Annotated in this window: 29 protein-coding genes, 1 tRNA gene and 1 pseudogene; 23 read left to right on the forward strand and 8 right to left on the reverse strand. The window is 65.8% G+C overall.

What is annotated here, in order from left to right; translation table 11 throughout:
- Positions 1–32 precede the first annotated feature (32 nt).
- From NDO75_RS08130 to rpsB, 12 genes are all read left to right on the forward strand, one after another.
- Positions 33–557, forward strand: a complete 525-nt coding sequence (locus tag NDO75_RS08130; RefSeq protein ID WP_310905651.1) for a 30S ribosomal protein S13 — start codon at positions 33–35, stop codon at positions 555–557.
- A complete protein-coding gene (locus tag NDO75_RS08135; RefSeq protein WP_310905652.1) occupies positions 557–1,078 on the forward strand; it encodes a 30S ribosomal protein S4 in 522 nt (173 codons plus the stop codon). Before NDO75_RS08130 ends, NDO75_RS08135 begins: the two co-directional genes overlap by 1 nt.
- A 1-nt stretch (position 1,079) precedes the next feature.
- Entirely contained in the window at positions 1,080–1,469 is a 390-nt protein-coding gene (locus NDO75_RS08140) for a 30S ribosomal protein S11 (RefSeq protein WP_006182145.1), read from the forward strand.
- 3 nt (positions 1,470–1,472) lie between these two features.
- The gene (locus NDO75_RS08145) at positions 1,473–2,222 is read left to right on the forward strand and encodes a DNA-directed RNA polymerase subunit D (RefSeq protein WP_310905653.1); all 750 of its coding nucleotides are present in this window, start codon (positions 1,473–1,475) and stop codon (positions 2,220–2,222) included.
- A gap of 129 nt (positions 2,223–2,351) precedes the next feature.
- A tRNA-Leu gene (locus NDO75_RS08150) sits at positions 2,352–2,436 on the forward strand.
- Between the two features lie 84 nt (positions 2,437–2,520).
- Positions 2,521–2,874, forward strand: coding sequence for a 50S ribosomal protein L18e (locus NDO75_RS08155; protein WP_310905654.1), 354 nt, complete (start codon positions 2,521–2,523; stop codon positions 2,872–2,874).
- Positions 2,871–3,320, forward strand: a complete 450-nt coding sequence (locus NDO75_RS08160) for a 50S ribosomal protein L13 (protein ID WP_310905655.1) — start codon at positions 2,871–2,873, stop codon at positions 3,318–3,320. The genes NDO75_RS08155 and NDO75_RS08160 overlap by 4 nt, the downstream gene beginning before the upstream one ends.
- Entirely contained in the window at positions 3,314–3,712 is a 399-nt protein-coding gene (locus tag NDO75_RS08165) for a 30S ribosomal protein S9 (RefSeq protein ID WP_090614065.1), read from the forward strand. Before NDO75_RS08160 ends, NDO75_RS08165 begins: the two co-directional genes overlap by 7 nt.
- Before the next feature lie 12 nt (positions 3,713–3,724).
- On the forward strand, positions 3,725–3,919 hold the full coding sequence (locus NDO75_RS08170; RefSeq protein ID WP_207269892.1) for a DNA-directed RNA polymerase subunit N: 195 nt from the start codon (positions 3,725–3,727) through the stop codon (positions 3,917–3,919).
- 3 nt (positions 3,920–3,922) lie between these two features.
- The gene (locus NDO75_RS08175; RefSeq protein ID WP_092931150.1) at positions 3,923–4,108 is read left to right on the forward strand and encodes a DNA-directed RNA polymerase subunit K; all 186 of its coding nucleotides are present in this window, start codon (positions 3,923–3,925) and stop codon (positions 4,106–4,108) included.
- Positions 4,105–5,310 (forward strand): phosphopyruvate hydratase, encoded by a 1,206-nt coding sequence (eno, locus tag NDO75_RS08180; RefSeq protein WP_310905656.1) that lies wholly within the window; start codon positions 4,105–4,107, stop codon positions 5,308–5,310. Before NDO75_RS08175 ends, eno begins: the two co-directional genes overlap by 4 nt.
- The gene (rpsB, locus tag NDO75_RS08185) at positions 5,307–6,116 is read left to right on the forward strand and encodes a 30S ribosomal protein S2 (protein WP_310905657.1); all 810 of its coding nucleotides are present in this window, start codon (positions 5,307–5,309) and stop codon (positions 6,114–6,116) included. The genes eno and rpsB overlap by 4 nt, the downstream gene beginning before the upstream one ends.
- Positions 6,117–6,211: 95 nt before the next feature.
- Here rpsB and NDO75_RS08190 read toward each other — a convergent pair whose 3' ends face one another.
- The 4 genes from NDO75_RS08190 to NDO75_RS08205 all read right to left on the reverse strand — a co-directional run bounded on the left by NDO75_RS08190 (position 6,212) and on the right by NDO75_RS08205 (position 9,571).
- The gene (locus NDO75_RS08190) at positions 6,212–7,171 is read right to left on the reverse strand and encodes a glycosyltransferase family 4 protein (protein ID WP_310905658.1); all 960 of its coding nucleotides are present in this window, start codon (positions 7,169–7,171) and stop codon (positions 6,212–6,214) included.
- Positions 7,168–8,313 (reverse strand): DUF354 domain-containing protein, encoded by a 1,146-nt coding sequence (locus tag NDO75_RS08195; RefSeq protein WP_310905659.1) that lies wholly within the window; start codon positions 8,311–8,313, stop codon positions 7,168–7,170. The genes NDO75_RS08190 and NDO75_RS08195 overlap by 4 nt, the downstream gene beginning before the upstream one ends.
- A gap of 161 nt (positions 8,314–8,474) precedes the next feature.
- Positions 8,475–8,642 (reverse strand): hypothetical protein, encoded by a 168-nt coding sequence (locus NDO75_RS08200; protein WP_310905660.1) that lies wholly within the window; start codon positions 8,640–8,642, stop codon positions 8,475–8,477.
- Complete coding sequence (locus NDO75_RS08205) at positions 8,639–9,571, reverse strand: thiamine-phosphate synthase family protein (RefSeq protein ID WP_310905661.1); 933 nt, start codon at positions 9,569–9,571, stop codon at positions 8,639–8,641. The genes NDO75_RS08200 and NDO75_RS08205 overlap by 4 nt, the downstream gene beginning before the upstream one ends.
- A gap of 111 nt (positions 9,572–9,682) precedes the next feature.
- On the opposite strand from NDO75_RS08205, the pseudogene mvk reads away from it, so the two are divergent.
- Both mvk and NDO75_RS08215 read left to right on the forward strand, forming a co-directional pair.
- Positions 9,683–10,672: pseudogene (mvk, locus tag NDO75_RS08210) on the forward strand (mevalonate kinase); the annotation flags it as partial.
- Positions 10,669–11,409, forward strand: a complete 741-nt coding sequence (locus tag NDO75_RS08215; RefSeq protein ID WP_310905662.1) for an isopentenyl phosphate kinase — start codon at positions 10,669–10,671, stop codon at positions 11,407–11,409. The pseudogene mvk and the gene NDO75_RS08215, both read left to right, overlap by 4 nt.
- 17 nt (positions 11,410–11,426) lie before the next feature.
- Here the strand turns inward: NDO75_RS08215 and NDO75_RS08220 are convergent, their stop codons facing one another.
- Positions 11,427–12,971, reverse strand: a complete 1,545-nt coding sequence (locus NDO75_RS08220; RefSeq protein ID WP_310905663.1) for a TrkH family potassium uptake protein — start codon at positions 12,969–12,971, stop codon at positions 11,427–11,429.
- Between the two features lie 209 nt (positions 12,972–13,180).
- Between NDO75_RS08220 and NDO75_RS08225 the strand changes: the two genes are divergently transcribed.
- From NDO75_RS08225 to NDO75_RS08240, 4 genes are all read left to right on the forward strand, one after another.
- Complete coding sequence (locus NDO75_RS08225; RefSeq protein WP_310905664.1) at positions 13,181–13,426, forward strand: hypothetical protein; 246 nt, start codon at positions 13,181–13,183, stop codon at positions 13,424–13,426.
- Positions 13,427–13,568: 142 nt separating this feature from the next.
- Entirely contained in the window at positions 13,569–14,255 is a 687-nt protein-coding gene (locus NDO75_RS08230) for a TrkA family potassium uptake protein (RefSeq protein WP_310905665.1), read from the forward strand.
- A gap of 103 nt (positions 14,256–14,358) precedes the next feature.
- Positions 14,359–15,909, forward strand: a complete 1,551-nt coding sequence (locus tag NDO75_RS08235) for a TrkH family potassium uptake protein (RefSeq protein WP_310905666.1) — start codon at positions 14,359–14,361, stop codon at positions 15,907–15,909.
- Positions 15,906–16,115, forward strand: a complete 210-nt coding sequence (locus tag NDO75_RS08240) for a hypothetical protein (protein ID WP_310905667.1) — start codon at positions 15,906–15,908, stop codon at positions 16,113–16,115. Before NDO75_RS08235 ends, NDO75_RS08240 begins: the two co-directional genes overlap by 4 nt.
- Before the next feature lie 24 nt (positions 16,116–16,139).
- Here the strand turns inward: NDO75_RS08240 and trkA are convergent, their stop codons facing one another.
- Complete coding sequence (gene trkA / locus NDO75_RS08245) at positions 16,140–17,471, reverse strand: Trk system potassium transporter TrkA (RefSeq protein WP_310905668.1); 1,332 nt, start codon at positions 17,469–17,471, stop codon at positions 16,140–16,142.
- 369 nt (positions 17,472–17,840) lie between these two features.
- Here trkA and NDO75_RS08250 point away from each other — a divergent pair, with 369 nt between their 5' ends.
- The 5 genes from NDO75_RS08250 to NDO75_RS08270 all read left to right on the forward strand — a co-directional run bounded on the left by NDO75_RS08250 (position 17,841) and on the right by NDO75_RS08270 (position 22,799).
- Positions 17,841–19,193 carry a ribonuclease J gene (locus tag NDO75_RS08250; RefSeq protein WP_310905669.1) on the forward strand — a complete coding sequence of 451 codons (1,353 nt, stop codon included), beginning with the start codon at positions 17,841–17,843 and terminating at the stop codon, positions 19,191–19,193.
- Position 19,194: 1 nt separating this feature from the next.
- Positions 19,195–20,247 carry a polyprenyl synthetase family protein gene (locus tag NDO75_RS08255; RefSeq protein WP_310905670.1) on the forward strand — a complete coding sequence of 351 codons (1,053 nt, stop codon included), beginning with the start codon at positions 19,195–19,197 and terminating at the stop codon, positions 20,245–20,247.
- Positions 20,248–20,357: 110 nt separating this feature from the next.
- On the forward strand, positions 20,358–20,681 hold the full coding sequence (locus tag NDO75_RS08260; protein WP_310905671.1) for a hypothetical protein: 324 nt from the start codon (positions 20,358–20,360) through the stop codon (positions 20,679–20,681).
- 12 nt (positions 20,682–20,693) lie between these two features.
- Positions 20,694–21,017, forward strand: a complete 324-nt coding sequence (locus tag NDO75_RS08265) for a hypothetical protein (protein ID WP_310905672.1) — start codon at positions 20,694–20,696, stop codon at positions 21,015–21,017.
- Between the two features lie 60 nt (positions 21,018–21,077).
- The gene (locus NDO75_RS08270) at positions 21,078–22,799 is read left to right on the forward strand and encodes a glutamate--tRNA ligase (protein ID WP_310905673.1); all 1,722 of its coding nucleotides are present in this window, start codon (positions 21,078–21,080) and stop codon (positions 22,797–22,799) included.
- A gap of 384 nt (positions 22,800–23,183) precedes the next feature.
- On the opposite strand, the gene NDO75_RS08275 is transcribed toward NDO75_RS08270, so the two are convergent.
- Entirely contained in the window at positions 23,184–23,348 is a 165-nt protein-coding gene (locus NDO75_RS08275) for a hypothetical protein (RefSeq protein WP_310905674.1), read from the reverse strand.
- A gap of 38 nt (positions 23,349–23,386) precedes the next feature.
- Entirely contained in the window at positions 23,387–23,872 is a 486-nt protein-coding gene (locus NDO75_RS08280) for a DUF456 domain-containing protein (protein WP_310905675.1), read from the reverse strand.
- Positions 23,873–23,898: the final 26 nt, after the last annotated feature.

Genomic DNA, 23,898 nt, shown 5'->3' on the forward strand with positions numbered 1-23,898 from the left:
ACGCACGCAGACCAGACACAGATACACGACACATGAGCGCGGAAGAACCTCAAGAACAACAGGACGACGAAGATCTCCAGTACTTCGTCCGCATCGGGCAGACCGACCTCGATGGGACGAAGTCCGTCGAGCGCTCGCTCTCGGAGATGAACGGGATCGGCCGCCGAACCGCCCGTCTCATCGCCGAGGAAGCGGGCGTCGACCGAACGGCGACGTTCGGTCGACTCGACGACGACGTCATCGACGAGGTCGTCGAGGTCGTCGAGAACTACGCCGACCAAGTCCCCGACTGGCTCAACAACCGTCAGGAGGACTTCTACACCGGCGAGACGACTCACGAGATCGGCAACGATCTCCAGTTGACCCGTCAGCACGACATCAACCGGATGAAGATGATCGACTCCTACAAGGGCGTTCGCCACAAGCGCGGCCAGAAGGTCCGCGGCCAGCGAACCAAGTCCACCGGTCGAACGGAGGGCACCATCGGAGTCAACGTCGAAGAGATCCGCGAAGAACAGGCCGAAGAGGCCGCCGCCGAGGAGGACGAGGGTGAATAATGCCACTCGGAACTGATACTAAGCAGTACGAGACGCCGAACCACCCCTACCAGGGTGAACGCATCGCTTCCGAGCACTCCCTCGTCGACCGCTACGGACTCAAGAACAAAGAAGAGCTCTGGCGCGCCCAGTCCGAGCTTCGCTCCTACCGACGCGAGGCCCGCGAACTGCTCGGCCAGCCGCAGGGCGACGAGACCGTCGTCCGACGCTCCGAGGAGTTCCTCGGGCGACTCAAGCGCGTCGGCATCTTGGACGAGACCGACGAACTCGGCGACATCCTGTCGCTCGAGATCGAGGACATCCTCGAGCGCCGACTGCAGACGGTCGTCTACCGGAACGGGCTGGCGAACACGACCCAGCAGGCCCGCCAGTTCATCACGCACGGACACGTCGTGATCGGCGACCAGCGCCACCGAGTCCCCTCCTACGTCGTCGACGTCGACGAGGAGGATCTGGTGGCCTTCGACGAGAACAGCCCGCTCGCGGACGAACTCCACCCCGAACGCGCGGAGGGTCAGTAACATGAGCCAAGACGACGAGAAATGGGGCATCGCCCACGTGCACGCATCGTTCAACAACACCGTCATGACCGTGACCGACCTCACGGGCGCGGAGACGATCGCGAAGTCGTCCGGCGGAACGGCGGTCAAGCAGAACCGCGACGAGGCGTCGCCGTACGCGGCCATGCAGATGGCCGAGTCCGTCGCCGAGGAGGTCAAAGCGGCCGGCATCACGGGCCTGCACGTTCGCGTGCGCGGCCCCGGCGGCAACCTCCAGAAGTCCCCCGGTCCCGGCGCGCAGGCGACGATCCGCGCGCTCGCCCGCTCGGGCATCGAGATCGGGCGCATCGAGGACGTCACGCCGATCCCGCACGACGGATCGCGCGCTCCGAAAGGCAAGGGCGGCTACTAGATCATGTCTGCAGAGTACGACGTCGAGTTCGTCGAACGCGAGGATCGCGAAGCGCGGTTCCTCGTTCGCGGCGTGACGCCCGCGTTCGCCAACGGCATCCGTCGCGCGATGGTCGCCGACGTGCCCACGATGGCGATCGACACCGTCCGGTTCGTCGAGAACTCGTCGGTCATGTTCGACGAGCAACTCGCCTTGCGGCTCGGGCTCGTCCCGCTGACGACGCCGCCGGTCGGCGAGTTCGGCGAGGACGATACCGTCACGCTCTCGATCGACGTCGAAGGGCCGGCCACCGCTTACTCCGGCGACCTCGTCACCAGCGACGACCTCGTCCGACCGGCGGACGAGAACGTCCCGATCATCGAACTCAAAGACGGCCAGCGCCTCGAGGCCGAGGCCGACGCGGTCATCGACCGCGGCAAGGACCACGCCAAACATCAGGGCGGGGTCGCGGTCGGCTACCGACACCTCCAGCGCGTGGAGGTCGACGGTGATCTCCCCGAGTTCGAGGACGAGGAACCCCGGATCATCCGCGGTGTCGTAGAAGACGACGGCGAACTCGTTCCCACGAGCGAGTTCGATCACGACCTCTCGAACCGCTACCCTGGCAAGCAGGTCCGGGTCGAGGACGTACCCAACGCCTTCGTCTTCCACGTGGAGACGGACGGCTCCTTTACCGTCGAGGAACTGGTCACGCGGGCCGCGGAGACGATCGCGGCGCGCGCGACCGAACTCGAAGAAGCAGTACAGCTATAGCAATGAACCGACGCCCCCGACCCGAACAGGGCACGCCGCTCGCCGACGCCGTGAGCGACGAGATCGGCGATCGCGTGTCCACCGGAATCGAAAGGGGTTTGAAGGGGCGACGGATAGACGGAAGTGCGAGCAGGGATAGCCAAGTCAGGCCAACGGCGCAGCGTTCAGGGCGCTGTCTCGTAGGAGTCCGCAGGTTCAAATCCTGCTCCCTGCATCACTTCTCACAGATCGATTCCGACCACGCCCGCGGAGACGCTTCCTCGTCTCCCCGGGCCGTTGCAGTATTTGGAGGAAACCAATGAGTAGCAAGACTAATCCGAGGCTCAACGATCTCATCGCCGAGCTGAAGTCGACGTCCCGCGAGACGGACGCCGACGTCTGGCGAGACGTCGCGGATCGACTCGAGAAGCCCCGGCGCACCCACGCAGAGGTGAACCTGGGCCGCATCGAGCGGTACGCACGTGAAGAAGAGACTGTCGTCGTTCCCGGCAAAGTGCTGGGCTCCGGCGCACTACAGAAAAACGTCACCGTCGCCGCCGTCAACTTCTCTTCGTCCGCCGAGACGAAGATCGAACAGGTCGGCGAGCCGGTCTCGCTCGAGCAGGCGCTCGAAGCGAACCCCGACGGATCCGATGTCCGGGTGATTCGATGAGTCTCGCGGAATTCGACGCAGATCTCGTCGTCGATGCCCAGGACTGCATCCTCGGTCGCGTCGCCAGCGAAGTCGCCCAGCGCGCGCTGGACGGCGAGCGCGTCGCGATCGTCAACGCCGAGGACGCAGTCATCACCGGCGACAAGGAAGACATCTTCGAGACGTACCGCACGCGGCTGCAGATGGGTTCGGACAGCGGACCCTACTACCCCAAGCGACCGGACACGATCTTCAAGCGGTCCGTTCGCGGGATGCTGCCGTACAAGAAACCGCGCGGCCGCGAGGCGCTCGACAGCGTTCGCGTCTACGTCGGCAACCCCTACGAGAACGACGACGACACCGAGTCCGAGGTACTCGAGGGGACGTCGCTGGATCGCCTGTCGAACATCCGCTTCGTCCACCTGCACGAAGTGTCCGAACAGTTAGGTGCTAACGTCACATGGTAACCAACACGAGTGGCAAGAAGAAGACGGCCGTCGCCCGCGCCACGGTGCGCGAGGGTGAGGGTCGCGTTCGAATCAACTCCCAGCCCGTCGAACTGGTCGAACCGGAGATGTCCCGGCTCAAGATGCTCGAGCCGTTCCGCATCGTCGGCGAGGACCTGCGCGGCGAGATGGATATCGACGTCCGCGTCGAGGGCGGCGGTATCAGCGGGCAGGCCGACGCCGTCCGCACCGCCATCGCACGCGGCATCGTCCAGCACACCAACGACGCCGAACTCCGCGACGCGTTCATGGAGTTCGACCGCTCGCTGCTGGTCAACGACGTCCGCCAGTCCGAACCGAAGAAGTGGGGCGGCCCGGGCGCTCGGGCGCGCTACCAGAAGTCCTACCGCTAAGGTGATCCAATCATGATGGTACCGGTCCGGTGTTTCACCTGTGGCAACGTCGTCGCCGAACACTGGGAAGAGTTCGACGAGCGGGCGAACGAGGGCGACGAGGACCCGGAGAAGGTCCTCGACGAACTCGGCGTCGACCGCTACTGCTGCCGGCGCATGCTCGTCAGCCACACCGACCTCGTCGACATCGTCTCCCCGTACCAGTAACCAATGCAACAGCAACAACACAACCGCTACGAGAAAGCACGCATCCTCGGCGCGCGAGCGCTGCAGGTCTCCTACGGCGCACCGGTGCTGATCGAGACCGACCAGACGCAGCCGATCCTCATCGCCGCCGAGGAGTACGACGCGGGCGTGCTTCCGTTCACGGTCAAACGGGGGTACGACCGCAAATGACGCTCATCACTGACGTTCGGCTGCGCCGAATTCTCGACTCGCGGGGCAATCCGACGGTCGAAGCCGACGTCGTCACCGAGAGCGGCGGTTTCGGCCGTGCTGCTGCCCCCAGCGGTGCCAGCACCGGCGAGTACGAGGCCGTCGAGCGGCCGCCGTCCGAGGCGATCGCCGCGGCTCGAGAACGCGCCGTCCCCCGGCTCGTCGGCGAAGTCTACGCGGGCAACCAGCGCGACGTCGACGCGGCGCTCCACGCCGCCGACGGCACCGACGACTTCTCGGAGATCGGTGCGAACAGCGCGGTCGCCATCTCGATGGCCGCCGCGAAGGCCGGTGCCGACGTGCTCGGTGCCCCGCTGTTCCAGCATCTCGGCGGGACGTTCCGCGGCGAGAACTTTCCGGTCCCGCTCGGCAACGTCGTCGGCGGCGGCGAACACGCCGCCGACGCGACCGACATTCAGGAGTTCCTCGCAGCACCCGTCGGCACACCCAGCGTCGAAGACGCCGTCTTCGCCAACGCGGCCGTCCACGCTGCCGTCGCCGATCTGCTCGAGGAACGCGGCGTTCCCTGCGGCAAGGGCGACGAGGGCGCGTGGGCACCGTCGATCGACGACGGCGAGGCCTTCGAGATCGTCGCCGAGGCCGTCTCGATGGTCGAAGCGGAAGTCGGCTTCAACATCGGCTTCGGTCTCGACGTCGCCGGCGCGGAGCTGTACGACGCCGACTCCGGCACGTACGAGTACAGCGACCGAAGCCGCGACACCGACGAACAGATCGCGTACATCGCGGAGTTGGTCGAGGAGTACGACCTCGTCTACGTCGAGGATCCGCTCGACGAGGACGACTACGACGCGTTCGCCGACCTCACCGACGAGGTCGGCGATCAGACGCTGATCTGTGGCGACGACCTGTTCGTCACCAACACAGACCGTCTCATCGAGGGGATCGATCGCGGCGCGGCAAACAGTATCCTGATCAAGCCAAATCAGATCGGGACGCTGTCGGACGCGTTCGACGCGATCGAACTCGCGACCGAGAACGGCTACGACTCGGTCGTTTCCCACCGGTCGGGCGAAACCGAAGACGCGACGATCGCACACCTCGCCGTGGCGACCGACGCACCCTTCATCAAGACGGGTGCCGTCGGCGGCGAGCGAACCGCTAAGCTCAACGAGCTCATTCGAATCGCAGACGACGCGACATGACAGAAAACGACGCAACCCAGGAAGGGCTCGACGCCGCCGAGGAAAACATCGACGAGGAGCCAGCCGAAGGGGCTGGCCCCGCCGCCGAGGAGGACGTCGAGCCAGTAGACGAACAGCCCGCAGACGCCGAGGGAGCGCCCGCGGCCGACGCCGAACCAGCCGACGACGACGCCGAGGCCGAGGACGCCGGTCCGACCCTCGACGACGACGTCATGTCCGACGAGGAAGCGGACCTGCTGATCCCCGTCGAGGACTACCTCGGCGCTGGCGTCCACATCGGGACCCAGCAGAAGACCGCGGACATGGAGCGGTTCATCCACCGCGTCCGAACCGACGGTCTCTACGTGCTCGACGTCTCGAAGACCGACGGCCGTATCCGGACGGCCGCGGACTTCCTGGCCAACTACGACCCCGAGCAGATTCTGGTCACCTCGAGCCGCCAGTACGGTCGGTTCCCGGCGGAGAAGTTCGCCGAGGCCGTGGGCGCACGCGCCCGCACCGGCCGCTTCATCCCGGGCACGCTGACCAACCCGAAGTACGACGGCTACATCGAGCCGGACGTGCTGGTCGTCACCGACCCGATCGGCGACGCCCAGGCCGTCAAGGAGGCGATCACGGTCGGCATCCCGGTCATCGCGATGTGCGACTCGAACAACCAGCTCAGTAACGTCGACCTCGTCGTCCCGACGAACAACAAGGGTCGCAAGGCCCTCTCGGTCGTCTACTGGCTGCTCGCAAACGAGGTCCTCGACCGCCGCGGTGCCGAGCCGTCCTACTCGCTCGAGGACTTCGAGAGCACGGTCTGACGCGTTCGATTTCGACGCTGCGCTGTTCGTTTTCTCGCTGCCGCCAGCCGCCAGAGCGGTCGCTCTCGAGTGGGCACGGATGGGATCGCAGCGAACTACGTCGGCTCGTTCTCGAGACAGCGCTCGTAGACACCACGCAGGCGTTCCCCCATGTCGGCGACGGTGTAGCCGGAAATTCGATCTCTCCCGTCCGCGGGCTCGCCGGTCGCGAGGACGTCGGCCAGTCGCGCTCGGAGGGCGCGTTCGTCGTCGGCGACGTAGGAGTTCGAGACGTCCTCGAGGACGTCTCGAGCGAAGCCGACGTCGCGCGAGACGACCGGGACGTTACAGGCGGTGGCTTCCTTGACCGTCATCGGGCCGCTCTCGAATCGGGACGTGATCAGGACGGCATCGGCGGCGTTCAGGTAGTACGGCACGTCCTCGTAGGGCTGGTTGGCGACGGCCCGAAGGGTGGCATCCAGTTCGAGGCCGTCGACGGTGCGTTTCGCCAGTGGGAAGTTCTTTTCCGTACGCGAGGGTGCGTACGGGAAGAGGACGATCCGTTCGCCGGGGTCCCAGCCGATATACCTGCGCGCTTCCTCCGTTGGAATCGGACGGAACAGCGCCGTGTCGACCGGAAACGGAATCACGTCACACGGACGGCCGATACGGTCGACCATGACGTTCGAGGGAACGACGATACGGTCCGCACGCGACACGAACGGTTTCATGACCGGTGTGTATCGGTTGCCGACGTATTCGCCGCCCCAGAGCGTACAGACGACCGGCAACTGGGTCGTCGGGAGCGCCGACGCCGCGGCGGCAAACGGCGCGGTGAGTCCGTAGTTCGCGTGGACGAGATCGTAGCCGGTGCCCGCTTCGCGGAGTACGTTCGGGAGGTACCTGAGGTAGTCGACCGGGGTTCTCCGTCGAACGTCGTCGGCGACCGCCCGATGATCGCCGGGAACCGAGAGCGTCGTCACCTCGATACCCGCGGACTCGAGCGCCGCGACCTGGGTTTCGTAGAAACTCCGCCACTCGGTCGTTGTGAGGCTCAGGACGCGGCGGGAAGTCATGGGTTCGGAATCGGCTCGTCGGACTGTCGGCCATCGGTCGACTCGGCGGGCCGTCGCTCGCGCGTGATCGGTTCGGACGCCGCCCCGGACAGTTCCTCGAGGGCCGCCGCATCGAGGAGTTCTTCGAGAACGAACCGGGTGACATCGATCTTGTTCTCGAGGAGCCGTTCTCGCCGTTCCGCCCAGACCGCGGTCGTAGCGGGGTCACGGTAGAGCCGTTCGACGCTTTCGATCGCCTCGGCTTCGCGGTCCACCGGGAACGATTTGACGAGGCCGTACTCCTCGAGCTCGAGGAACTTCCCCATATCCGAGTCGCCAGCGAACGGGCTGATCCGAACGGTAGGCGTTCCGAGGACGCCTGCTTCCATCGTCGTCGTGGCGACGTCGCCGACGACGAGATCGGCGAACGCGAGCAACTGGTGGAAGTCCGCCGGCTCGACGGGGATCGGCCGAGCGTTTTCCGGGAGCGGCCGATCGCTCTCGTCGGACACGTACACCGTTCCGTCCCGCGCGAGTTCGTCGACGATTCGCTGACACCCCGCCGTGGAAATCCCGCTCTTGCCGATATCGTGGTTGCTGTCGAACGCGCCGCGACGAACGACGGCGTACCGATCGTCGGGGTCGACACCGTTTCGACGAAGGAGTGATGGATCCGGGTCGAATCGGTCGGGATGGAGGTACGCGAGTTCGTGGTACCCGGGGTATCGTACGTGGCCGTCGCCGAGATCTTCGTTGAAACTCGAGGGAGTGTAGACGCGATCCGCGAACGGAATCGTGAGGGCGTTTCCGTGGTTGATACTCGACTCGGTGTCGATGTAGATGTGGCTCTCCGCGCCGACGAGCGTCGCGACGTGAGAGGCAGCGATACCGTGGCTACTGACGATGTAGTCCGGATCGATCGCACGCGCTCGCCTGAGGATCCGCGCCTCGTATCGTAACTGCGTCAGTCCGGAACCGAGCAGCGTAGTGGGCTCTCCACAGAGGAGTTCGTGGTCGATGTCGGCGGACTCTAACAGGGAGCCGACTACTTCGGACTCTCGAGCGAAGACGTGAACATCGTGGTCGGCGGTCCGGAGCGTTCGTATGAGGTGTTCGAAGAAGTGAACGTTCCCGCCGTGCTGTATCGTGACGATGATCGCCATCGTCGGAATCGAACGAGCGCACGTACTTTATTACCGATTTTGTAATAGGAAACGGCTTTCACCGGGTCCGTTATTCTCGGGGCACGTTCGGCGGTAAAGGATACCGACAGGAGAGGTAATCGGACCGCCAGTCGCCGATAGTGGCAACACGTACAATCGTTTCAGCCCGGCCGGCGGTCGGTTTGCAGGTCTGCAAGTCCCGTTCGACGGACGGAATCGCGCTCGCTGTGGCCGCTCGCGTGGAGTTTTTCCTCGAACCGAACGCAGACACCGTGCTCTTCGGCGGAACACTCGTAGTCGAGGCTCGAGGTTCCGACGGACGAGCTCACCGATCGGTGCGGCGGCGCTTCGAGACCAGCGTCTCGACCAGGTCCGCGGCGTCGGCTGCCGTCGAACCGAAGACGTACGTCGCGGGTTCGATCCCGAACGCGCCGCGGTGGTAGGCGAGCCGGGGGACTGCTCCGCGTTCCTCGAACCGGGTTCGGAGGTGGTCGGCGCGGTCCTCGTACTCGGCGTCGAACTCGAGGGGATCGATACCCGTCGACCGTGCGGCCGCGAGCAGGTCGTCGTCGGTGGCGATGTTCGTCGCACCGCGAACGGTCGAATCGACGGCGTTGGCCGAGAGAACCGCGGTCGCGACGTGTTTCGACGCGCCAAACTCCGGGTTGGCCGGTATCTCGATTCGACCGCCCATCGCGTAGATTCGACCGGGTACCGCGGCCACGTCGGTTTCGTCGTTCGGATCGGGCAGACACATCCCGACGTTGGTGCCGACGTTCGGGATTGCCGCGGCCATGCCGGGGGTCGAGGCGAGCGTCCGCGCAGCAGTGCGGACGTTCGCGAGCACGTCCCGTTCGGCGCGGACGTCGGGATCTAACCCGCGAACGCAGAGGTCACAGCCGAGCCCCCGTAGCTCGGGCATCACTTCCTCGTGGAGTTCGCAGATCGGTCCGCGGTCCTCGAGGCTGCGGACGAGCGAGAGGAGTTCCGCGAGCGCGTCGTAGCCGTCCATCTCGCCGCCGGCCAGCCCGTCGGCGATGCGATCGACGGTCGCGACGGTCTCGGGGTCGTCGCGAAAGCGGTCGTCGCCGCCGCCCTCGCCGGCGACGTACTTGCTGACGGCGGCCTGCGTAACGCCGAGTTCCGTTGCGATCTCCTGCTGGGTCAGTCCCCGGTCGGCGAGTCGGGTCGCCAGCATCGCCCGCACCGTGGGGAGGAACCGATCGACGACGAGCTCACTCGGTAAGACGAGCGACATACGACCGACGTTCGAGCGCAACGCCTTAAATTCCGACTACGGTGAGGCCGGACGACGGCGAGCGCCAGCGGCGACACAGACAGCTATTAATCGTCGTCGTTCGAACGGCCGGTCATGACAGTCTCGAGCGCTCCCGGCAAGGTGTACCTGTTCGGGGAGCACGCGGTGGTCTACGGCGAACCCGCCGTCCCGTGTGCGATAGAACGACGTGCGCGCGTCGAGGTACAGCGACGGGACGACGGCAAACTCCGCGTCCACGCCGAAGACCTCAGTCTGGACGGCTTCACGGTCGAGTACGACGGGGTAACGGGGAACGGCCCGGACGTCGACGTCTCGGAATCGCTGATCAGCGCCGCGATGGGCTACGTCGACGGCGCGATCGAGCAGGTTCGCGAGGTCACCGGCGCGGACGAGGCCGGCTTCGACGTCACGATCGAGAGCGACATCCCGCTAGGTGCGGGCCTGGGATCGTCCGCGGCGGTCGTCGTCGCCGCCATCGACGCCGCCGCCCGCGAACTCGGCGTCACCCTCGAGACGGACGAACTCGCCGATCGGGCCTATCGGACGGAGCATCAGGTTCAGGAGGGACAGGCGTCGCGGGCGGACACGTTCTGCTCGGCGACCGGCGGCGCGGTCCGCGTCGAGGGCGACGACTGTCGCTCGATCGAGGCCCCCGATCTGCCGATCGTGATCGGGTTCGACGGCGGCGCGGGCGACACCGGCCGACTCGTCGCGGGCGTGCGCGACCTGCGCGAGGAGTACGACTTCGCTGCGAGCACGGTCGAGGCGATCGGCGACGTGGTTCGAAACGGCGAGGACGCGCTCGCGGACGGTGACATCGACGAGCTAGGTCGGCTGATGGATTTCAACCACGGCCTGCTGTCGGCGCTGGGCGTCTCCTCGCGCTCGCTCGATACGATGGTCTGGGCTGCCCGCGACGCGGGCGCGTGTGGTGCGAAGCTGACCGGGGCGGGCGGGGGCGGCTGTATCGTCGCGCTGGACCCGACCGAGGAGACCGAAACGGCCCTCTCCTTCACGCCGGGTTGTGAGGACACCTTCCGCGCGGAGCTCGCCGAGGAGGGGGTGCGTCGGCTCGAATGATCGTCCTCAAACTCGGCGGCAGCGTCATCACCGAGAAGGATCGCGCGGAGACGCTCGACGGCGACGCCCTCGAACGGGCGACCGACGCCATCGCGGCTGCGCTCGAGGCCGGGCTCGAGGACCTCGTCGTCGTCCACGGCGGCGGCAGCTTCGGCCACCACAACGCCAGCGAACACGGCGTCAGCACGACCGCGGGAACGCACGACGCGAGCGCTGTACTGGAGATCCACGGCGCGATGAAGACGCTGAACCGGTTCGTGCTGAGCCGACTGCTCGAGCGCGACGTGGCGGCTGTGCCGGTCCATCCGTTTTCGGCGGCCCACCGCGACAGCGAGGGCCGACTCGAGTTGCCGACCGGTCAGGTCGAGACGATGCTCGCGGAGGGATTCGTCCCCGTCCTGCACGGAGATCTGATCGCTCACGCCGGCGCGGGCGCGACCGTCGTCAGCGGCGACGAACTCGTGACGTCGCTCGCCGGCGATCTCGAGGCGGACCGGGTCGGCCTCTGCTCGACCGTCCCGGGCGTGCTGGACGGCGAGGACGCGGTGATCGATCGGATCGACGAGTTCGACGCCGTCGCGGACGTGCTGGGGGCCAGCGACGCGACCGACGTGACCGGCGGAATGGCCGGCAAGGTGCAGACGCTGCTCGACCTCGAGGCAGAGGCGTCGATCTTCGGGCTCGAGGCGCTGGAGTCGTTCCTCGAGGGTGCGGAGCCGGGAACGACGATCGACTGAGTCTCCCAGCGCCCCTCTCAGCGGGTCCAGAACCCGCCGGTGAACAGGACGAGGACGGGAATGATCTCGAGGCGGCCGATCCACATGAGGAAAATCATCAGGAGTTTCGAGGGGATCGGGAAGTCCGTGTAACTGCCGAAGGGACCGAGGTGACCGAATCCGGGGCCGATGTTACCGATCGTCGCCAGGCTCGCGCTGAACGCCTCGAGCGGCGTGAAACCGGCGATCGCGTTGGCCCGGCTGACGTCGAGCGCGATGACGAGCGTCGCGAGGGCGAAGATAATCAGGTACATGAACGAGAACCCGAGCACGCCGCGAATGGCGTCCTCGTCGACGATATTGCCGCCGAGCCGGATCGGTCGGACGACCTCTGGATGAGACGCCGTGAACAGCTCCCGGCGCAGCACCTTGAAGATGATCAGCCAGCGGACGACTTTGACGCCGCCACCGGTCGATCCGGCACAGCCGCCGACGAGCATCGCGAAGAGGAGCACGATCTTGCCCGTCTCGGTCCACTCGGCGAAGTTACTGGTCGCGTACCCGGTCGAGGTCAACAGCGACGCGATCTGGAACGCGCTCTGTCGCAGCGAGTTCTCGAAGACCCCCTCCGTCACGCCGCCGAGGTCGCCGAGCGCCGGCGCGGCGCCGACGTAGAGGATCCCCGCGAGCAGCACCGTCAGCGCGGCGATCGCACCGACGTACGCGCGAAACTCGGAGTTCCGGACGAAGCGGTGTCCCTCGCCGCTGAAGACGTGCCAGAACAGGGCGAAGTTCGTTCCTGCGATGATCATGAAGGGGACGGCGGTCCACTGAACGACCGCGGAAAAGGCCGCGACGCTGTCGGCCTCCGGCGAGAACCCGCCGGTCGGCAGCGTCGTGAACCCGTGTGCGATGGCGTTGTACAGCCCCATCTCGGGAGCCATTCCCGCGAGATGGAATCCGTAGAGGATCGCGATGTAGACGAGAGTAAACGCGAAGTAGACGAGCCAGAGGATGCGCGCCGTTTCGGCGATCCGCGGTGTGAGCTTCTGTAACTCCGGCCCCGGCGCTTCCGACTCGACGAGCTGTGCGCCGCTGACGGCGATCTCCGGCAGGATCGCGACCATCAGCACGATGATCCCCATCCCGCCGAGCCACTGCGTGAGCTGTCGCCACATCATCACGGCGTGGGAGTGGCGCTCGAGCGAGATTTCGCCGAGGACGGTCGCCCCGGTCGTCGTGAAGCCGGACATCGACTCGAAGAGGGCGTTGACTGGATTGGCGAGCATCGATTCGGTTCCCCAGCCGGCGATGACGTACGGGATCGCGCCGACGATCGCTACAGCGAGCCACGAGACCGCGACGAAGAGCATCGCCTCGCGGATCCGGAGATCCGGTTCGGGGTCGAGTCGCTCGAGGCCGTAGCCGACGGCGATCGTGAGCGCGATCGTCGCGACGAACGGGAGTAAGGGATCGCCGTAAATGAGTGCGACGACGATCGGGACCACGAGCGGGACGGCGAGATACTTCAGAAGGGTACCGATGAGCGCGAAGCTAGCGCGCCAGTCAGTTCGAAGCCGCATATAAACACCCCGTCAGCGGATTACGTCTGGACACGGTATCTAACGGCATTTCGGCTCGGTCGTATTAATCCATCGTAAGACGCTGTCACGACGGAGGCTGCAGTTTCCAGACAGTCGAAAGTGGACGCACCGTGGCCCGGTCGAAGGAGATCGCACCGGTCGCACCGCCGAGACGAGGATCTATATACGAACTTCCCGTAGTGACATCTATGAACGTCCGATTACCGAGCGTTCGGCACCCGCACTCGTTCTACGACGTGTTCAGCGTCGTCGCGATTGCGGTGGCGATCGTGGCCCTCGTCCTCACCGTTCGATACGGGGAGGTGATCCGGCTCGAGATGGTCGCCTTCATGGCGATCGTCTTCCTGTGGGCCGGCTGGGCGATCGAACGGATTCTGGCCGAATCCGAAGATCGTTCGAAGCGGCGCCGACGGCGGGAGCCGCCCTGGGACTGAGCCCACCACGTTCTCGTCCGTCGTCTTCCTCGGTCGCGGGGAAACGGCCGAGATAGCTCAGCCCTACCCTCGAAACCACGAGGCAGGGTCCAAGTTACGAAAGCGATATGTTTTCAACGGTTACGCAAGAATACCGGCGTAAATGTATATCGTCATCGTCGGTGCAGGCGATATCGGGATGCCGCTGATCGATATCGCAACCCGCTCGGGAAACGAAGTCGTCGTACTGGAGAACGACCCCGAACGAGCGGACCGGGTCGCCGGCGTGTACGACTGTCTGGTTCTCAACGACGATGCGACGGACAACGAGGCGCTGCGGGACGCGGGTATCGATAACGCGGATGCCCTGATCAGTACGACCGACCGGGACCCGACCAACATCATGGTCTGTCTGCTCGCCCAGGAACACGAGGTCCCGAACATCGTCTCGGTCGTCCACGATCCCGAGCACATGAGTGTGTTCCGTCAGATCGGCGTCAACACGATGGAGAACCCGCAGGAACTCATCGCGGAGTACCTCTACCGGGCGGTCGCCCGCCCGGCGATCGTCGACTATATGCGGATCGGGGAGCAGGCGGAGGTGTTCGAGATTCGCGTCACCGAGGGCGCGCCGATCGACGGAAAGACGCTCATCGAGGCGGCGGACGAGGACCTCCTCGACGAAGACGTGTTGATCGTCGCGATCGAACGCGAAGGAGAAGACCCGCCGATTACGCCGCGAGGGAACACGCGAATCGAAGCCGACGACTTGCTCACCGTCTATTCGGGGTTCGGTGCCGAACCGAGGCTCACCGACGTGTTCGGTCACGAGGAAGATCGGGAACGATGACGGCCGAACGCTGCCGATCGCGAGTCTGCGACGGGCGGCGGTTGCGGGTACGCTCTCGACGGTTCGACGCGTCTCCGGGTCCGAACCGGAACGGAGGTGAGGTATGAACGAGGCGATGGAAACGATCGGCCGGGACCTCGGGCGGATACTCGAGGCGCTGTCGGGGTTGCTGTTCGTCTCGCTGCTCGTCCCGCTCGTCTGGGGCGAGTTCTGGGCGATTCCGGCGCTGATCGTCTCCGGGCTGGTCCCGTTCGCTATCGGCTACTATCTGACCTCGCGGTTCCGCGAGGCGACCCAGCCCGGGAAGTTACACGGGATGATCATCGCCGCGACGGGCTGGCTTCTCGTCGCCATCTTCGGCTCGTTGCCGTTCCTCCTCATCGCCTGGACGGTCGAACTCGGCCTCCCGCTGGTCGAGACGCCGGCGCAGACCGAGACGCTCGCGGCGTTTACCGAGCCGCTGAACGCGCTCTTCGAGAGTATGAGCGGTTTCACCGGAACCGGGCTGACGATGACCGACAACGAGGAAGTCCTGCCTCGGACGCTGCAGTGGTGGCGGTCGTTCATCGAGTGGATCGGCGGCGTCGGCGTGATCGTCCTCACGACGGCGATCCTCGCCCGCCCCGGCAGCGGATCGTTGACCCTCTACGAGAGCGAGGCCCGCTCCGAGCGCATCCATCCGAGCGTCGTCTCGACGGTCCAGACCATCTGGTGGATCTTCATCCTCTTCACGTTCGTCTCGATCCTGCTGCTCTGGGTCGCCGGCATGCCGATCTGGGGCGCGATCAATCACGGGATGACCGGCCTCTCGACCGGGGGGTTCTCGATCACCGACAACTCCATCGCGACCTACGACAGCGCCGCCATCGACTTCGCGCTCCTCCCGATCATGCTGCTCGGCAGCATCGCGTTCCCGATCCACTACCTCATTCTACAGGGCGACCTGCGGAACTTCTACGCGGACCTCCAGACGCGATGGGTGTTCATCTACATGAGCGCCGGGACGCTCGCGCTCACCGCGTTCGTGTACGTCGGCGACACGTACGACTCCCTGTTCGCGGCGTTCCGATACGGTTCGTTCCAGTTCGTCTCGGCGGCGACCTGCGCCGGCTTCCAGACCGCCGTCGACGCGACGAACGTCGCGCTGGGCCGGTGGCCGGCTCAGGCACAGCTCACCGTGACGATCGGGATGATCGTCGGCGGCGCGGCCGGGTCGACGGTCGGCGGGATCAAACTCATCCGGGCGCTCACGCTACTGAAGGGGATCCGATTCCGGATCGCGGACGTCTTCTACCCCGAAACGGCCGTCCGCCGACTGCGGATCAACGGCCGCCGCCTCGACGAGCGCGAGGTGCGCCAGGAATTCGAGGAAGCGGCGATCATCGCCGTCCTCTGGATGCTGTTTCTCGCCGTCGGCACGTTCGTTCTCCTCGTGATACTGCCACCGGGCGAGTACACCCTCGAGAACGTCGTCTTCGAGATCGCGAGCGCGCAGGGCAACGTCGGCCTCTCGACGGGCATCACCGGCCCGGACACCCTGCCAACGCTCGGCAAGATCACGTTCCTCTTCAACATGTGGATCGGCCGTCTCGAGATCATCCCCATTCTGGTGACGCTTCGGACGATCTTCAGTCGCGGAGGGCTGTACCGATGAACCTGAGCGACGTCCCGATCGTTGGCGACCTCCTCGAAGCAGGAGCCGAGGACCGCGTCTTCGATTCGCTCCTGCTCGTCGGCCCGCTGCTCATCGCCGTCATCGCGGTCGTCGGCCGCTCGCCGCTCACGACCGCGATCGCGTCCGCGTACCTGCTCTTTTTCGTCTCGTACGTCCTGTATCGCGGCGTTCGTCACGGGGCGTGACGGCCGCTCGTACTGCCTCGAGAATCAAATCAGTTCGACGACCTCGTCGAGCACCGCCGCGTCGACGAAGACGATCACGTGATCGCCGGGTTCGACGACGGTCGAGCCGCGGGGCGTGATGTGATCGCCGCCGCGGGAGATCGCGCCGATGACGACGCCCGCCGGGAGGTCGTTCGTCGCGGCCGCGATGTTCTGCCCGACCAGAACGCTTTCGGGCCCGATCTCGATCTCGATGACCTCCGCGCGGTCGTGCTCGAGCATCGCGACCTTCTCGGTGTTGTCGGTCCGGGTAAAGCGGATGATCTCCTCGGCGGTCTCCTCGCGGGGATTGATGGCGACGTCGATCCCGACGGTCTCGAAGAGGTCGGCGTACTCGGGGTTCTCGATGATCGCGACGGTTCGGTCGACGCCGATTCGGTCGGCCAGCAGGGAGACGAGCAGGTTCTTCTCGTCGCTGTCGAGGGCGGCGACGACGACGTCGGCCTCGCCGACGTGTTCGCGCGCCAGGAACTCGGAGTTAGTCGCGTCGCTCTCCATGACCATCGTGTTCGGCAGCGATTCGGCGACCTCGCGGGCCCGCTCGTGGTCCCGTTCGATCAGTCGCGGCCGGAAGCCGTGGTCCTCGAACTCGCGGGCCGCCTGATAGCCGATCTCGCTGGCCCCGACGATGACGACCTCCTCGGCCTCGTCGGGCTCGGTCGCGACCTCGTCGGCGAACTCGTTGATCGAGTCGGGGCTGCCGATCACGACGACCCGGTCTCCGCCCCGAATGACAGTGTCGCCGCGGGTCACGATCATCTCGTCGTCCCGGAAGAGCGCGGCGAAGGTGAGCGAATCGTAGTAGTCGGCCTCGCTGACGGTTCGATCCGCGATCGGGCTATCGACTGGGATATCGAACTCCGCCATCCGGACGAGCCCGCCGGCGAAGGTATCGACGTCGTGTGCGCTCGGAAGCCCCGAGATCCGGAAGATCGTCTGCGCGGTCAGCAGATCGGTACAGACCATGAAATCGACGCCGAACGCGCCCTGTGACCCTTGCCAGGTCTCGAGCAGCGTTCTGCGTCGCACCCGCGCGATAGTGAAGACCTCGGCCGTGGCTTTCGCCGCACCGCAAACGACCGCGTTCGTCTCGTCGTTGTCCGTACAGGCGATGACCAGTCCGGCTTGCTCGAGCCCGGCCTCGCGCAGCACCTCGAGGTCGGTCCCGTCGCCGTGAATCGTCAGCACGTCCAGCGAGTAGGTGAGTTCCTCGGCCACGTCGGCGTCGCGGTCGATGATGACGACGTCGTGGGCGTCTTCCAGGTTGGCGGCGATCGATCGGCCGACCTCGCCGGCCCCGACGATGATTACGTACATGACGATCCCTCGGAGAGCATGGTTGCTGCACACCGTTTTCGAGGCGACCGGCAAATGGATTTCGATGCCGAAAACGGTCGTCGAACGAGCGAGCCCCCTCGTCTCAGACGGGAGCAGTTCCGAGGCGAGTTCGGCGCGCCGACGACCCAACCCGCTGCGTTTTTAACACCCGGCCGTGTACATCGAGCTAGCGAAACCCGCGGGCAAGTGCGTTCGGGCCCCACGATGTCGTGAGGCGTCGACGGACCGGCCGTCGACCGGACGCATAGCGGGATGGCCGACGAGCTGTAAGACGCCGGGGCCGTACAACCGGGAGTCCGCGGACCGTTTCGATGAGAGTCCACGACGCGGCTTTCAGTGCTACGAACCATGGAAATCGAAATCGCAACCATTGGCGGCTACGAAGAAGTCGGACGGCAGATGACTGCCGTCCGCGCCGGCGACGACGTCGTTATCTTCGACATGGGTCTGAACCTCTCACAGGTCCTGATCCACGACAACGTCGAAACCGAGCGGATGCACAGCCTCGACCTGATCGACATGGGCGCTATCCCCGACGACCGGGTCATGAGCGACCTCGAGGGCGACGTGAAAGCGATCGTCCCCACCCACGGTCACCTGGACCACATCGGTGCAATCAGCAAGCTGGCCCACCGGTACAACGCGCCGATCGTCGCGACGCCGTTTACGATCGAACTCGTCAAACAGCAGATCGAGGGCGAACAGAAGTTCGGCGTCGAGAACGACCTGATCAAGATGGATGCCGGCGAGACGATGTCGCTGGGCGACTCCGGCAAGGTCGACCTCGAGTTCGTCAACGTCACCCACTCGATCATCGACGCGATCAACCCGGTCCTCCACACGCCCGAAGGCGCGATCGTCTACGGGCTGGACAAGCGCATGGACCACACGCCGGTCATCGGCGACCCGATCGACATGGAGCGGTTCCGCGAGATCGGGCGCGAGGGCAACGGCGTCCTCTGTTACATCGAGGACTGTACTAACGCGAACAAGAAGGGGCGGACGCCCTCCGAGAACGTCGCCCGCGAACACCTCCGCGACGTCCTCTACAGCATGGAGGACTACGACGGCGGCATCGTCGCGACCACCTTCTCGAGTCATATCGCCCGCGTGAAGTCGCTCGTCGAGTTCGCCGACGACATCGGCCGCCAGCCCGTCCTGCTCGGCCGCTCGATGGAGAAGTACTCTGGCACCGCAGAGCGACTGGACTTCATCGACTTCCCCACCGACCTGGGGATGTTCGGCCACCGCAAGTCCGTCGACCGCACGTTCAAACGGATCATGAACGAGGGTAAGGAAGACTACCTGCCCGTCGTCACCGGCCACCAGGGCGAGCCCCGCGCGATGCTCACCCGAATGGCCCGCGGCGAGACCCCCTACGAACTGGACGACGGCGACAAGGTCGTCTTCTCCGCCCGCGTCATTCCGGAGCCGACCAACGAGGGCCAGCGCTACCAGGCCGAGAAACTGCTCGGCATGCAGGGCGCCCGGGTCTACGACGACATCCACGTTTCCGGCCACCTCAACCAGGAGGGCCACTACGAGATGCTCGACGCGCTGCAGCCCCAGCACGTCATTCCGGCCCACCAGGACATGAGCGGCTTCTCGAGCTACGTCAACCTCTGCGAGAGCGAGGGCTACAAGATGGGGCGCGACCTCCACGTCACGCGAAACGGGAACCTCATCCAACTCGTCGACTGATATGACGAGCCCCGAGGCACGCGAAGAGGCGGTGCTCGAGGCGGTCCGACAGCGCCGCGAGCAGGTCAACGAAGCGATTCCCGAGGAGTTGCCGATCCAGCGGCCCGAACGCCTCTACGAGGCGTCCCGGTACCTGCTCGACGCGGGCGGCAAGCGGCTTCGACCCGCCGTCTTGCTGACGACCGCGGAAGCCCTGACAGACGTCGAGCCGCTCTCGGCGGAGTACAGGTCGTTCACGCCGCTCGACGGCGGACACACGGTCGACGTGATGGCCGCCGCCGTCAGCGTCGAGGTCATCCAGTCGTTCACCCTGATCCACGACGACATCATGGACGACGACGACCTCCGGCGCGGCGTCCCCGCCGTCCACGAGGCGTACGACCTCGAGACGGCGATCCTCGCCGGCGACACGCTCTACTCGAAAGCGTTCGAGATCATGCTCGAGACGGGCGCCGAGTCCGACCGGATCGTCGACGCGCTCGACGTCCTCGCGACGACCTGCACGAAGATCTGCGAGGGGCAGTCGCTCGACGTCACCTTCGAGGAGCGCACCGACGTCTCGCCCGACGAGTACCTCGAGATGGTCGAACAGAAAACCGCCGTCCTGTACGCCGCCTCCGCGTGTCTCCCCGCGATCTTGCTGGGTGCCGACGACGAGACGATCGACGCGCTCTACGGCTACGGCCTCGACATCGGCCGCGCGTTCCAGATCCAGGACGACGTCCTCGATCTGACGGTCCCCAGCGAACAACTCGGCAAGCAGCGAGGGAGCGACCTCGTCGAGAACAAACAGACGCTGATCACGGTCCACGCTCGCGAACAGGGCGTCGACGTCGACAGTCTGGTCGACACCGACGACGTGGACGCGGTCACCGAGGCCGAGATCGACGACGCGGTCGCCGAACTCGAGGCGGCCGGTTCGATCTCGTACGCCAACGACACCGCCAGCGAACTCGTCGAACAGGGGAAAGAGCGACTCGAGGTCCTGCCGGACAACGACGCCCGCGACCTCCTCTGTGAGATCGCTCACTACCTGATCGAGCGCGGCTACTGACGCGTCCGGGGCTTGCAATCGTTTTTCGCGGAACGGTCCTCGAGCGGCGGCCGAACTCACCGTTCGATATCGTCCGGGTCTTTTTGCCGATACCGTCCCGATCGACGGACGTGACTGACGACGCCTCCAGCGGCCCGGAGACCGGCCGCTCCCGCCGCCGATTTCTCAGCACGGCCGCCGCAGCCGGCTCGGTCGCGACCGCCGGCTGTACGGGATCGCTGCTCGGAACCTCGAAATCGAACGAGATCGAACCCGAAGAACCGAGCCAGCCGCGCGAGGGGACGCCCGGCGAGTTCTACACGCTCGTCGAGCGAAACGACATTCCGGTCGAGTCGCTCCGGTGGGACGGCTCCGATCTGGTACTGCGATACCGCTCGAGTGCGACGACCGAGTCCGACTCGAGGACCGAAATCGAGATCATCACGACGGTGTAAAACGAGAACCTCGTGAAAAACGACGCCGATGTCGGCATGCTCTACGCGGAAATCGCGAACCCATTCGACGGTCAGGCCCGCGGCTGGGGCGTCAAGACCGAGTGGTGCGAGCGGTACAACGAAGCCGTCGCTGGCAGCTCGGGTGACAGCGACTCGGGCGACGGCAGTTCGGGTGACGGCGACAACGAGACGACCGCGACGGGCGGCGGTAACGGTACCGAAGGGGGCAACAGCACCAACGAATCGGAGGGGATGTCCGCGGCGGACTCGGCTGCGATGATCCTCATGAGCAACGTCCTCAACACGCGGGTCTACGAGGAGGACCTCGAGGACTGACGCGTCGGGAGAGGCCGCGAATCGCGAGGGTTTTGGGCCGGGCGCGAATACCGCTCGGTAATGAACGACGAGTTACGCGAGCGCGTCGAGCGCGAGGCGGAGAAGCACGCGCTGCTGAACGCCGTGAAACACGAGAGCGACGCCGACGTCGGCGCGATCATGGGGCCGCTGATGGGCGACAACCCCGACTTCCGCGAGCACGGCGACGAGATTCCGGGCATCGCCGGCGGCGTCATCGGCCGGGTCAACGACCTCTCGTACGAAGACAAGCGCGCCCGCCTCGAGGAGATCGCACCCGAGGAGCTCGCCGAAATCGAGGCCGAGGACGAGGAAGACGAACACGACCTGCCGGACCTTCCCAACGCAGACGAGTACGACGAGGTCCGGATGCGGTGTGCCCCCAATCCCAACGGCCCGTGGCACGTCGGCCACGCCCGGATGCCCGCCGTCATCGGCACCTATCGCGAGCGCTACGATGGCTGGTTCTGCGTCCGGTTCGACGACACCGACCCCGAAACCAAGCGGCCCGATCTCGAGGCCTACGACGCGATTCTCGAGGATCTGGACTACCTCGGCTTCGAACCCGACGCGATCTACAAGGCGAGCGACCGCCTCGAGACCTACTACGACCACGCCCGCGACTTGATCGAGTTGGGCGGGGCCTACACCTGCTCGTGTTCAGGCGAGGAGTTCTCCGAACTGAAGAACTCGGGCGAGCCCTGTCCGCACCGCGACAAGGACGCGGACACGGTGCTCGAGGAGTTCGAGGCCATGATCGACGGCGAGTACAGCAGCGGCGAGCTGGTCCTGCGGGTCAAGACCGACATCGAACACAAGAATCCCGCGCTGCGGGACTGGGTCGCCTTCCGGATGATCGACACGCCCCACCCCCGCGAGGAAGCGAGCGACTACCGCTGCTGGCCGATGCTCGACTTCCAGTCGGGTGTCGACGACCACCTGCTCGAGATCTCCCACATCATCCGCGGGATCGACCTGCAGGACTCCGCGAAGCGCCAGCGCTTCGTCTACGACTACTTCGACTGGGAGTACCCGGAAGTGATCCACTGGGGCCACGTCCAGCTCGACGACTACGACGTGAAAATGAGTACGTCGACCATTTCCGAACTGATCGCGGCCGGCGAACTCGACGGCTGGGACGACCCCCGAGCGCCGACGCTGAAGAGCCTGCGCCGGCGCGGCATCCGCGGCGAGGCTATCGTCGATGCGATGACCGGCCTCGGCACTTCGACCAGCGACGTCGACCTCGCGATGAGTTCGATCTACGCGAACAACCGCGACCTGATCGACGAGGAGACCGACCGGCGCTTCCTGGTCCGCGACGGCAACCAGATTCCCCTCGGCGGGAGCCCACCCGACGAGGCGAACCCGCCGCTGCACCCCAACCACGAAGAGCGCGGCGTCCGCGAGATTCCCGTCGGCGACTCGGTCCTGCTCGAGTCCGAGGATCTCCCCGGGCGCGAGGAGCGTATTTGGCTCAAGGGGCTGGGCTGTTTCCAGTTCACGCGCGATACCCTCCAGTACACGGGCGAGGACATCGACGTCGTCCGCGAAGGCGACGTGGATGTCGTCCACTGGGTGCCCGCCAGCGAGAGCGTTCCCGTCCGCATGCGGACGATGGACGGCGACGTGACTGGACGAGCTGAACCGGGGGTCGGCGACCTCGAGCCGGACGAAATGGTCCAGTTCGAGCGCGTCGGCTTCGCGAGAATTGATCGTCACGAGGACGACGAGAAGACGGTCGCGTACTACGCGCATCCCTGATTTGACGAGTCGCGATATTCGAGATCGTTGCCCCCTCAGATCGTGAACTCGGACCGCCTCGAGGACCGCCGCGACCGCAACCCGACCGTGAGCGTGTACGCGCCGAACTCGAGGGCCAGCGCATAGCGTCCCGTCCCGTCTCGTCGGTTGAGACTGGATCCCGGTCGCCGACGGTCACGGTCGCGTCTTCGAACGGCACGCCGAAGTAACGCACCGTGGCTCGAATCGCGCGCCGGGGGAGGTACCGGCATCGCCTCGAGTGGCGGTGGTTCCTGTCGTGGCCCCGATCAATCCCGATCCGAGAAGTGCCTACTCGCGGCTGAAAGACGGGTAACCCTGAGTATCGAGTGACGGCCCGGTCGGTGCGCCGCAGCGCCGATCGGCTCACTCGAGCAACTCCTCACCCGAATCCGGATCCGGGTCAGCCACGACCCCGTCCTGTCGGCCCAGCACGCGAGCGTGGGCGGCGCAGACGAGCCGATTCTCGTCCCAGGGGATATGCAACTCGACCGCGGCGGGGCGATCGCAGTCGGCCTCGGAACACTCCATCGTCCGTGCCAACGACACCCACGACTTCAGCGTTTCCCTCAGAGCAGGAAGACACCGACGACGAACCCGAAGAGGACCGACGTGGTCAGCAGGACCTGGACCGCCGTCGACGCGAGGGTACCGACCGTCGTGTAGAGGGCCGACCGCACGCTCCCCTCGAGTTCTCCCTCTCGGACGAACTCGAGGGCGAAGACCGTGCCGAAGAGGCCGACGAGCAGCCCGAGCGGGCCGGTGACGAGCATGAGGGCGATACCGACGACGGCCGCGGCGGCGGAGGTCAGCCAGGACGCGCCGCCGGCTTTCGCGGCGATCGAGCCGCCGAAGAACTCGACGAGCATCGTCACGAAGGCGATGAGGGCGAGCACGAAGAACGTGAGGGCACTCAGTTCGGCGAACCCGGCTCCCCACCAGTAGAGGCCGAGTCCGGCGAGCGAGAGGAGGCCGCTGGGAACCATCGGGACGGCCGCCCCGACGATCGCGCCGAGGAGCACGGCGATCGCGAGGACGGTAACGATGTCGACCATACCCGTCCAGACGGCCGACGACGGCA

The organism is Natrinema sp. 1APR25-10V2, assembly GCF_031626495.1.
GTDB lineage: Archaea > Halobacteriota > Halobacteria > Halobacteriales > Natrialbaceae > Natrinema.

Excerpts from the sequence above, each read along its gene's own strand:
- NDO75_RS08130 (WP_310905651.1), top strand. The coding sequence starts at position 33 with ATGAGCGCGGAAGAACCTCAAGAACAACAGGACGACGAAGATCTCCAG.
- NDO75_RS08135 (WP_310905652.1), top strand. The coding sequence starts at position 557 with ATGCCACTCGGAACTGATACTAAGCAGTACGAGACGCCGAACCACCCC.
- NDO75_RS08140 (WP_006182145.1), top strand. The coding sequence starts at position 1,080 with ATGAGCCAAGACGACGAGAAATGGGGCATCGCCCACGTGCACGCATCG.
- NDO75_RS08145 (WP_310905653.1), top strand. The coding sequence starts at position 1,473 with ATGTCTGCAGAGTACGACGTCGAGTTCGTCGAACGCGAGGATCGCGAA.
- NDO75_RS08155 (WP_310905654.1), top strand. The coding sequence starts at position 2,521 with ATGAGTAGCAAGACTAATCCGAGGCTCAACGATCTCATCGCCGAGCTG.
- NDO75_RS08160 (WP_310905655.1), top strand. The coding sequence starts at position 2,871 with ATGAGTCTCGCGGAATTCGACGCAGATCTCGTCGTCGATGCCCAGGAC.
- NDO75_RS08165 (WP_090614065.1), top strand. The coding sequence starts at position 3,314 with ATGGTAACCAACACGAGTGGCAAGAAGAAGACGGCCGTCGCCCGCGCC.
- NDO75_RS08170 (WP_207269892.1), top strand. The coding sequence starts at position 3,725 with ATGATGGTACCGGTCCGGTGTTTCACCTGTGGCAACGTCGTCGCCGAA.
- NDO75_RS08175 (WP_092931150.1), top strand. The coding sequence starts at position 3,923 with ATGCAACAGCAACAACACAACCGCTACGAGAAAGCACGCATCCTCGGC.
- eno (WP_310905656.1), top strand. The coding sequence starts at position 4,105 with ATGACGCTCATCACTGACGTTCGGCTGCGCCGAATTCTCGACTCGCGG.
- rpsB (WP_310905657.1), top strand. The coding sequence starts at position 5,307 with ATGACAGAAAACGACGCAACCCAGGAAGGGCTCGACGCCGCCGAGGAA.
- NDO75_RS08190 (WP_310905658.1), bottom strand. The coding sequence starts at position 7,171 with ATGACTTCCCGCCGCGTCCTGAGCCTCACAACGACCGAGTGGCGGAGT.
- NDO75_RS08195 (WP_310905659.1), bottom strand. The coding sequence starts at position 8,313 with ATGGCGATCATCGTCACGATACAGCACGGCGGGAACGTTCACTTCTTC.
- NDO75_RS08205 (WP_310905661.1), bottom strand. The coding sequence starts at position 9,571 with ATGTCGCTCGTCTTACCGAGTGAGCTCGTCGTCGATCGGTTCCTCCCC.
- NDO75_RS08215 (WP_310905662.1), top strand. The coding sequence starts at position 10,669 with ATGATCGTCCTCAAACTCGGCGGCAGCGTCATCACCGAGAAGGATCGC.
- NDO75_RS08220 (WP_310905663.1), bottom strand. The coding sequence starts at position 12,971 with ATGCGGCTTCGAACTGACTGGCGCGCTAGCTTCGCGCTCATCGGTACC.
- NDO75_RS08225 (WP_310905664.1), top strand. The coding sequence starts at position 13,181 with ATGAACGTCCGATTACCGAGCGTTCGGCACCCGCACTCGTTCTACGAC.
- NDO75_RS08230 (WP_310905665.1), top strand. The coding sequence starts at position 13,569 with ATGTATATCGTCATCGTCGGTGCAGGCGATATCGGGATGCCGCTGATC.
- NDO75_RS08235 (WP_310905666.1), top strand. The coding sequence starts at position 14,359 with ATGAACGAGGCGATGGAAACGATCGGCCGGGACCTCGGGCGGATACTC.
- NDO75_RS08240 (WP_310905667.1), top strand. The coding sequence starts at position 15,906 with ATGAACCTGAGCGACGTCCCGATCGTTGGCGACCTCCTCGAAGCAGGA.
- trkA (WP_310905668.1), bottom strand. The coding sequence starts at position 17,471 with ATGTACGTAATCATCGTCGGGGCCGGCGAGGTCGGCCGATCGATCGCC.
- NDO75_RS08250 (WP_310905669.1), top strand. The coding sequence starts at position 17,841 with ATGGAAATCGAAATCGCAACCATTGGCGGCTACGAAGAAGTCGGACGG.
- NDO75_RS08255 (WP_310905670.1), top strand. The coding sequence starts at position 19,195 with ATGACGAGCCCCGAGGCACGCGAAGAGGCGGTGCTCGAGGCGGTCCGA.
- NDO75_RS08270 (WP_310905673.1), top strand. The coding sequence starts at position 21,078 with ATGAACGACGAGTTACGCGAGCGCGTCGAGCGCGAGGCGGAGAAGCAC.
- NDO75_RS08275 (WP_310905674.1), bottom strand. The coding sequence starts at position 23,348 with ATGGAGTGTTCCGAGGCCGACTGCGATCGCCCCGCCGCGGTCGAGTTG.
- NDO75_RS08280 (WP_310905675.1), bottom strand. The coding sequence starts at position 23,872 with ATGGTCGACATCGTTACCGTCCTCGCGATCGCCGTGCTCCTCGGCGCG.